The sequence below is a fragment of the Chryseobacterium contaminans genome, from assembly GCF_001684955.1.
Lineage (GTDB): Bacteria > Bacteroidota > Bacteroidia > Flavobacteriales > Weeksellaceae > Chryseobacterium > Chryseobacterium contaminans.
Window position 1 is genome coordinate 1 of sequence record NZ_MAYF01000073.1, and the last position, 8,172, is coordinate 8,172.

The following is an 8,172-nucleotide window of genomic DNA, read 5'->3' on the forward strand; positions in this document are numbered from 1 at the left end:
TTTGAAAATCTAAGGTTTTCATCTTATATGAACTTTTACAAGGTCTCATTTTTTACTTGCTTAAGTGAACTAAAGTGTTTAAAATAAATGCTTTTGTGACTTTTGTGGTTTAAAAATAATGTTTTTATAATATGTAATACATGCCCTTTTATGCTATTAAACAAAAAAATATCAGTCTGGTATTTCATCCGTGAAATAAAATCTCAGATTCTGTTCATTGGAATATTTGCCGTAGCCATTGGACTTTTGGATATGCTGCCATGGTTCCGGAAAATTTCATTACCCTTGAATATTCCTGCACTTTTGGGAACAGCAGTATCATTGCTGCTGGCATTCAGAACCTCTCAGTCTTATGAAAGATGGTGGGAAGCAAGAACCGTTTGGGGAGCCATTGTGAATGATTCCAGAAGCTTCATAAGGTTGGTCATCCAGTTTTTACCTGCTGAAGATCATAAAACCATCAGAGAGTTCGCCGAGAGACAGATCATCTGGACCTATGCTTTGGGAGAATCATTGAGAAAACTACCTTTTTCAGATAAAGTTCAAAACTATTTGAAAGAAAATCAGATCAGTGCTGTCAATGTTCCGAACGCCCTTTTAGATGCTCATTCCAGACAGCTTAAAGAGATAGGAGCTTCAAAACTGACAGATTTTCAACAGATGCAGCTGAATGATATGGTAACCAGGCTTTGTGACAGTATGGGGAAATGTGAAAGATTAAAGAATACGGTATTTCCAAGGTCTTACAGCATTCTGGTTCATACGTTGATCTATGTCTTTGCCATCATATTACCATTTGGATTGGATGATTCTCAACTGGTGATAGAGATTCTCATCACTTTCCTGATTCCGATCGTGTTCATCACCATTGAAAAGACTTCAATCATGATGCAGGACCCTTTTGAAAACAGGCCGGTAGATACTCCAGTGACCTCTCTGGCACAAACCATAGAGATCAATATCAGGCAAATGATCGGAGAACAAAATGTTTCTCCTAAAAAAGAAAACACAACTTATTATGAAATGTAATTAAGCCATTCGCTATGGAAAATACCAAAACACAAATACAAACTCCCTCCGCAGCAAGCAGACATAAAAAGAACTTGCTGATTGTGCTTTGCCTTAGCGGAACTTATCTTATTGCTGAGGTCATAGGCGGAATTGTAACGAACAGTCTTGCATTATTAGCTGATGCAGCGCACATGTTAACCGATGTTGTAGGCTTATTGCTGGCATTTATAGCCATAAAGATAGGAGAGAAAAAAGCAGATCCTTCAAGAACCTACGGATATTACCGTACCGAGATATTAGCAGCAGTTATTAATGCCGTTGTTTTGTTGGGAATCTCAATATATGTATTGTTTGAAGCTTACCAACGGTTTCAGAATCCACCAGAAATACAGAGTAAATCTATGTTGATTGTAGCTGGAATTGGATTGTTGGTGAATGTTGCTGGTATGATGATTCTCAGAAAAGACTCAGAAGGAAGTTTGAATATGAAAGGTGCTTATTTTGAAGTGCTTTCCGATATGCTGACCTCTGTTGGTGTGATGATTGCCGGAGTTATTATGCTGACAACAGGCTGGTATTATGCAGATCCATTGATTTCCACAGCCATCGGATTACTAATATTCCCAAGAACTTGGAGACTGTTAAAAGAAGCTATCAATGTTTTGCTGGAAGGAACCCCGAATGATGTTGACATTCATGAACTCCGTAAATCTCTTGAGCAGATTCCGGGAGTAAAAAATGTTCATGATCTTCATGTATGGTCTCTGACTTCCAGTGTCAATGCAATGAGTGCTCATGTTGTGAAAGACAGTGGTATCTCTCAGAATCAATTATTAAAAGCACTGACCGATACAACGGTTGGAAATTTTAAAATAAGCCATACCACGTTTCAGATTGAAGAAGAAGGATATGAAGAAAATGAAGTACATCTGTAATATTTTAAAGGAATACCAATGAAAAAAGATATAGAAAACAAACTCATCGATAAAAATACCAAACCTACAAGCATGAGGATTCTGGTATATGATTTTTTAAGCTCACAGGAGGCAGCCTTGTCTTTGTCCGAGATAGAAAATCACTTTGAAAATGCAGATCGAATTACGATTTACAGAACTTTAAAAACCTTTGAAGAAAAAGGAATCGTCCATAGTATACAGGAGAATACGACAACAAAATACAAATTGTGTGATGATGACTGTGATGAGAAAACCCATAAAGACTGGCATCTCCATTTCTATTGCAAAATATGCAAGCAAACCACCTGTAAAGAAGATATTTCCTTTCCTGAAAATATACAGACCAATTTCAGAATTGATGAAATAAGGCTTTTTGCTAAAGGAATCTGTGAAAATTGTCTGGAAAGTTTGCAATAGCATTGCATCAGTCTCACCCTTAAATTTGTATAAAAATATCAGTTATGGAAAAATGTTGTAGTACAACCCCGGAAAAAGAAACAAAAGGACATCAACATAATCATTCAGGCGGAGATGGGCATGATCATGACCACGATCACGACGGACATGGTCATTCTCATGATACAGGAGATCAGAGTATCTTTCAAATGTTTCTTCCGGCGATTATTTCCTTTGTTATTTTATTATTAGGAATTGCGTTTGACAATTATATAAAACCTGCATGGTTTGCAGGATGGGTACGATTAGTTTGGTTTCTGGCCGCTTATATCCCTGTAGGATTTCCAGTGCTGAAAGATGCTTATAAAAGTATTATCAAAGGAGATGTATTCTCAGAATTTTTTCTGATGAGTATTGCTACCATCGGAGCTTTTGCCATCGGAGAGTATCCTGAAGGTGTTGCGGTGATGCTGTTTTATGCAGTAGGAGAGGTTTTCCAATCAATGGCAGTAACCAGAGCCAAAGGAAATATCAAAGCTTTACTGGATCAGAGACCTGATGAGGTTACGATTATGGATAGTAATCAGCCTAAAACCATCAAAGCAAAAGAAGCAAAAGTGGGCGATGTCATTCAGCTGAAACCAGGTGAAAAACTGGCATTAGATGGAGAACTGTTGTCTGATTCAGCATCATTCAATACAGCAGCTTTAACCGGTGAAAGTAAGCCGGATACCAAAAATAAAGGTGAAGTGGTATTGGCAGGGATGATCAATATGAACAGTATTGCCCTGGTAAAGATAACTACAGCTTATGAAGACAGTAAATTAAGCAAAATATTAGAACTGGTTCAGAACGCTACTGCTCAGAAAGCGCCTACTGAATTATTCATCAGAAAATTTGCAAAAGTATACACTCCGATTGTTGTATTTCTGGCCATAGGAATTACTCTTTTACCTTATTTCTTTGTGAGTGACTACCAGTTCAGAGATTGGTTGTACAGAGCATTGATCTTCCTTGTGATCTCATGCCCTTGTGCTTTGGTGATCTCTATTCCATTAGGATACTTCGGAGGAATTGGGGCAGCCAGTCGAAACGGAATTTTATTCAAAGGAAGCAATTTCCTGGACAGCATTGCAGAGATTCAGAATGTAGTGATGGATAAAACCGGAACCATGACAGAAGGAGTCTTCAAAGTTCAGGAAGTAAGCATTAACCCTGACTTTAATAAAGACGAAATCATGCAGCTGGTTAATCTGCTGGAAAGTAAAAGTACACACCCTGTAGCCACGGCAATTCATAATTATGCTGGAGACATCAATTATTCCATTCCAATGGAGAATGTAGAAGAAATTGCCGGCCATGGATTAAAGGCTACTGTCAATGGAAAAGAGCTTCTGGTAGGGAACTTCAAATTAATGGATAAATTCAATATCAGTTATGACATCAACCATGCTAATATTGTGTACACGGTTATTGCAGTAGCGTATGATAAGAAGTTTGCAGGTTATATCACCATTGCAGACAGTATTAAAGCAGATGCCAAAGAAACTGTTGATAACCTTCATAAAATGGGTGTAAAAGCTACTATGTTAAGTGGAGATAAAGGGACTGTTGTGAAATATGTAGCCGATCAGTTGGGTATTGATAATGCATTCGGAGATCTGCTGCCGGAAGATAAAGTGAATAAAGTAAAAGAAATCAAAGCCAAAAACCAGACGGTAGCTTTCGTAGGAGACGGAGTGAATGACGCTCCGGTAGTGGCTTTAAGTGATGTAGGAATTGCAATGGGAGGCTTAGGAAGTGATGCCACCATTGAGACCGCAGATGTGGTGATCCAGGATGATAAACCAAGTAAGATTCCTATGGCGATTAATATCGGTAAGCAGACGAAAAAGATTGTTTGGCAGAATATTATCCTTGCTTTCGCTGTAAAAGCTGTAGTTCTTGTATTAGGTGCAGGTGGTTTGGCAACCATGTGGGAAGCAGTATTTGCAGATGTGGGAGTAGCTTTACTGGCAATTTTAAATGCAGTGAGAATTCAGAGAATGAAATTTTAGAAACTCAGAAAACATACGGCTATATTATATTAACGAAGGCTCTGCTGGTAACAGCGGAGTCTTTTTGTTGGAAAACGCAAAGTTTGTCCATGTACCGATGTAGTCTGTATAAAAAATCATTCGTGGATTGGTGGCAAAAAAAAAGCGGTATTCAATTTTATCGCAGATAAAATCCTTGCATCTTAAAAACATGATCTTTTAAAAACTCTTATCGCCCTTGCGTATTCCAACGAAAAAGCCCTGCCGAAAAACAACAGAGCTTAACAAGATTAAACTTTTATAAAGAACTAAATTTTTTGTTTTGACAAGGCAAAGAAATCAAAATCCTCTTTTCCTATGCTGAACTGATGCTCTCCAACCTTTGAAAAACCATTTTTATCATAAAACTGTAATGCCCTCTCATTAGAGTTCAGAACAGATAGCCAGATATATTGCTGATCAGAATTTTCAAAAGAAGTCATCAGTTCATCCATCAATGCTTTTCCTGCTTTTTTATCTAAAAACTCTTTAAGTATATAGATCTTTTGCAGTTGAGAAACAGCAGAAGAATCAATAAACTCAGTGGGAGAATGTACTTTCAGTTTCGCATATCCAATAGGAAGTTCGTTCCAGAATGCGATCCAGAATTTATTGTTAGGATTCTGAATACTGTTTCTGATTTTAGCAACGTTGAAGGTCCGTTCAAAATAATCAAACAAATCCTGTGGATCCCGGAAATGTTCTGAAAAAGTTTCGGTGAAAGTTATTCTGCCCAGCAATGCAATATGTTGTGCATCTTCTGGAGTTGCAGTTCTGATCTGAATCATACGATAAAATTCTGAAGCTTTATGATCAAAGTTCGTTATAAAATGATCATGATAACAGATACAGTTTTATTAATTTTATAGGGTACAGGTTTTAAGGATAAATAGCTCACGCAGATTTTGCTGATTTCGCAGATCGTAGTCTTATTAAAATATCATTAATGACATTCATCATAAATAGAACAGAAAACAATTTTGAAGTGGTATATTTGTAACACAGAACTGAAGAATTGAGATTATTTATTTCCATATTTATCATTTTTACAGTTGCAGTACGTCCTGTTCTGCCATTGATCAACTATGCGGTAAATTATGATTATATAGTGAAAAACCTATGTGAAAACAGGGAAATCCCTCTGTCTACCTGTAAAGGCAAATGCTATGTAAAAAAAGAACTCGCAAAAACTGAAAAGCAATCCAATAGTTCACAGACGATAAAGATTGCCGGACTGGATGTTTTTCTTTCTCATGAGATTCTTTCTTTTTCAGATAAAAAAGATACTGAATTACAGGATGCAACTCCGGATTCATATTATTTTGATTCCCATTCTTCAGACTATTTTTCCAGGATATTCCATCCTCCTTTAGTTTAATATTTTATATTGAACTAATATTTTAGTTTTAGCTAAAAATCATTTAAACAATTCATTACGGATTAACCTAAAAAGCTTTGTTAATTGGAGTTTATATAATTTCAACTGATTATTAGGTTATGGTGATGAGCTGTTTAGCCCCATAATTGTATTCAATACTATTAATTTCAATTGATTATTAAATGAAATCTCAATTTATTTTGATGGCGCTGCTGTCAATTACCCTGTTTTCCTGTGCAAAAGAGCCGCAGGTAAAACATGCAAGTCATATGGATTCTTCCGGAGAAAATATAAAAAATGTTCAGGTAGTGAATGAAGAAGATCCTATCTGTCACATGAAAACGGCAGGTTCTTTAAAAGATACAGCAGTATACAAAGCTAAGGTATATGGCTTCTGTAGTTCGTATTGTAAAGATGAATTCAAGAAAAATCCTGAAAATTATGCCCAAAAATAATCAGAAAAATAACAAGAGCAAGATCATTATTCCCATTGCAGTTTTTGCTTTACTGTTCTTAGGAATAGGAGTTGGAATGAGTTATTTTAAAAAGAATCTTTACACGGTGATGAAGGTTCCAGACTTTGAACTGACAGATCAGAACGGTAAAAAAATTACCAATAAAGACATGTTGGGAAAAGTGTATCTGGTAGAATTTTTCTTTAGCAAATGCCCTACCATCTGCCCGGTGATGAATACCAATATGAAAGCAATTCAAAACCAGATCAACAGTCCTGATTTTGGAATTGTTTCCATCAGTATTGATCCTGAAAACGATACCCCGGAAGCATTGAAGGAACATGCTCAAAGAATAGGAGCAAAATCTCCCAATTGGCATTTTCTGACAGGTGACAGAACTTATATCGGTAAGCTTGCAGATCAGTTTAATATTTATGTAGGTGACAAGGAAGATGAGGCGGAAAGTCTTAATCACAGCGGAATGATAGCTCTGGTAGATGAAAAAGGAAATATCCGTTGCAGGTACAACAAAGAAAATATGCCAATCCTTTATTATTCTGGATTGAATTACGAAGATCCGGAAGGAAAAGTACCGAAGCTAAACGGGAAATATCATCCGGACAGAGAGATCCTGATTGAGGATATTAAGAAGTTATTGAATTAGGAGGGAAGAAAGGAAGCTGGAAGTACTGGTCATTAAGTGGTGCGTAGTCGTTTTTTAATTTCAATTACTTCCATCTTCCAGCCTCAGGCTTCCATCCTTTAACAGAATATTGTTTAACCATATAACAAAACATTATGAAGATTATGAAAATAGCTGCTTTAGGAGCAGTATTCGCGGCCCAGTTTACACTGGCACAATTTAAGCAGACTCCTTTACCTTATGCTTATAATGCATTGGAAGGATCAATTGATGCACAAACCATGGAAATCCATTATTCAAAGCATGGTGCAGCGTATGCGGCCAACTTGAATAAGGCGATTGCAGGAACTCCACAGGAAAAAGAAACTTTGATTAAAATTCTTTCCGAGACTTCAAAATTAAGCCCTGCAGTAAGAAATAATGCCGGTGGGCACTATAACCACGAGCTTTTCTGGACAATCCTTACTCCGGAGAAGAATACCCAGCCTTCTGCAAAATTAGCAAAGGCTATTACTGAAACTTTTGGAAGCATGGATGCTTTCAAAGAAAAGATGAGTAAAGCAGGTGCAGACCGTTTCGGATCAGGTTGGGCTTGGCTTTCTGTGGATAAGAATGGTAAACTTTTCGTTTCTTCTACGCCTAACCAGGATAATCCATTGATGGATATTGTAGAAGAAAAAGGAACTCCTATCCTGGGAATTGATGTTTGGGAGCATGCCTATTATCTGAAATACCAGAACAAAAGAGCTGATTACCTTTCTGCAATCTGGAATGTGCTGAACTGGAAAGAAGTCAGCAAAAGATATGATGAAGCTTTAAGCAAGAAATAATTCATGAAATTAATTTACAGCATACTTTTTATTGGTTATATGGTGTTCAGACCTCTGATGCCACTGGCTGAGTATGCTGTAAATTATAATTATATCGTTAATACACTCTGTGTTAACAAAAGTAAACCGGAGCTTCACTGTAATGGAAAATGTTATTTGAGCAAAGAGGTGGCAAAAACCAATGTTGATGCAGAATCTACTCCTTTCAATAAAGCAAAGAATTTAGGGCAGAAAATTCTTGATATGTATACCCTGCCTGAAATTACAGAGGTCGTTCACCAAGAAAAAACTATAGTTTCCAATACCAATTTCATCTACGAAACAGCTTATTCTTTTCTGTTTCTGAAACACATTTTCAAACCACCGGTTTTTTAGTATTCTCCTATAGAAAATTAACCACAAAAGTTTATTTAAGATACCTATATCAA

General features: G+C 36.7%; 10 protein-coding genes. 9 read left to right on the top strand and 1 reads right to left on the bottom strand.

Annotated features, from left to right (window positions below; all coding sequences use genetic code 11):
• The first annotated feature begins 150 nt into the window (after positions 1-150).
• The 4 genes from BBH99_RS06000 to BBH99_RS06015 are packed head-to-tail and all read left to right on the top strand — an operon-like array spanning position 151 to position 4,420.
• Entirely contained in the window at positions 151-1,029 is an 879-nt protein-coding gene (locus BBH99_RS06000) for a bestrophin family protein (RefSeq protein ID WP_066693319.1), read from the top strand.
• A gap of 14 nt (positions 1,030-1,043) precedes the next feature.
• Positions 1,044-1,946 carry a cation diffusion facilitator family transporter gene (locus tag BBH99_RS06005; protein ID WP_066693321.1) on the top strand — a complete coding sequence of 301 codons (903 nt, stop codon included), beginning with the start codon at positions 1,044-1,046 and terminating at the stop codon, positions 1,944-1,946.
• Between the two features lie 18 nt (positions 1,947-1,964).
• Positions 1,965-2,384: a Fur family transcriptional regulator gene (locus BBH99_RS06010; protein WP_066693324.1), complete on the top strand. Its 420-nt coding sequence runs from the start codon at positions 1,965-1,967 to the stop codon at positions 2,382-2,384.
• A gap of 44 nt (positions 2,385-2,428) precedes the next feature.
• Positions 2,429-4,420: a heavy metal translocating P-type ATPase gene (locus BBH99_RS06015; protein WP_066693327.1), complete on the top strand. Its 1,992-nt coding sequence runs from the start codon at positions 2,429-2,431 to the stop codon at positions 4,418-4,420.
• A 287-nt stretch (positions 4,421-4,707) separates the two neighbouring features.
• On the opposite strand, the gene BBH99_RS06020 is transcribed toward BBH99_RS06015, so the two are convergent.
• Positions 4,708-5,226, bottom strand: a complete 519-nt coding sequence (locus tag BBH99_RS06020) for a GNAT family N-acetyltransferase (protein WP_066693331.1) — start codon at positions 5,224-5,226, stop codon at positions 4,708-4,710.
• A 227-nt stretch (positions 5,227-5,453) separates the two neighbouring features.
• On the opposite strand from BBH99_RS06020, the gene BBH99_RS06025 reads away from it, so the two are divergent.
• The 5 genes from BBH99_RS06025 (at position 5,454) to BBH99_RS06045 (ending at position 8,119) form a co-directional block, all read left to right on the top strand.
• Positions 5,454-5,816 carry a hypothetical protein gene (locus tag BBH99_RS06025; protein WP_066693333.1) on the top strand — a complete coding sequence of 121 codons (363 nt, stop codon included), beginning with the start codon at positions 5,454-5,456 and terminating at the stop codon, positions 5,814-5,816.
• Positions 5,817-6,019: 203 nt separating this feature from the next.
• Entirely contained in the window at positions 6,020-6,271 is a 252-nt protein-coding gene (locus tag BBH99_RS06030; RefSeq protein WP_228390747.1) for a YHS domain-containing protein, read from the top strand.
• A complete protein-coding gene (locus BBH99_RS06035; protein WP_066693345.1) occupies positions 6,258-6,935 on the top strand; it encodes an SCO family protein in 678 nt (225 codons plus the stop codon). The genes BBH99_RS06030 and BBH99_RS06035 overlap by 14 nt, the downstream gene beginning before the upstream one ends.
• A gap of 134 nt (positions 6,936-7,069) precedes the next feature.
• Entirely contained in the window at positions 7,070-7,744 is a 675-nt protein-coding gene (locus tag BBH99_RS06040; protein ID WP_066693340.1) for a superoxide dismutase, read from the top strand.
• A 3-nt stretch (positions 7,745-7,747) separates the two neighbouring features.
• Positions 7,748-8,119, top strand: coding sequence for a hypothetical protein (locus tag BBH99_RS06045; RefSeq protein WP_083188758.1), 372 nt, complete (start codon positions 7,748-7,750; stop codon positions 8,117-8,119).
• The last annotated feature ends 53 nt before the right edge of the window (positions 8,120-8,172 follow it).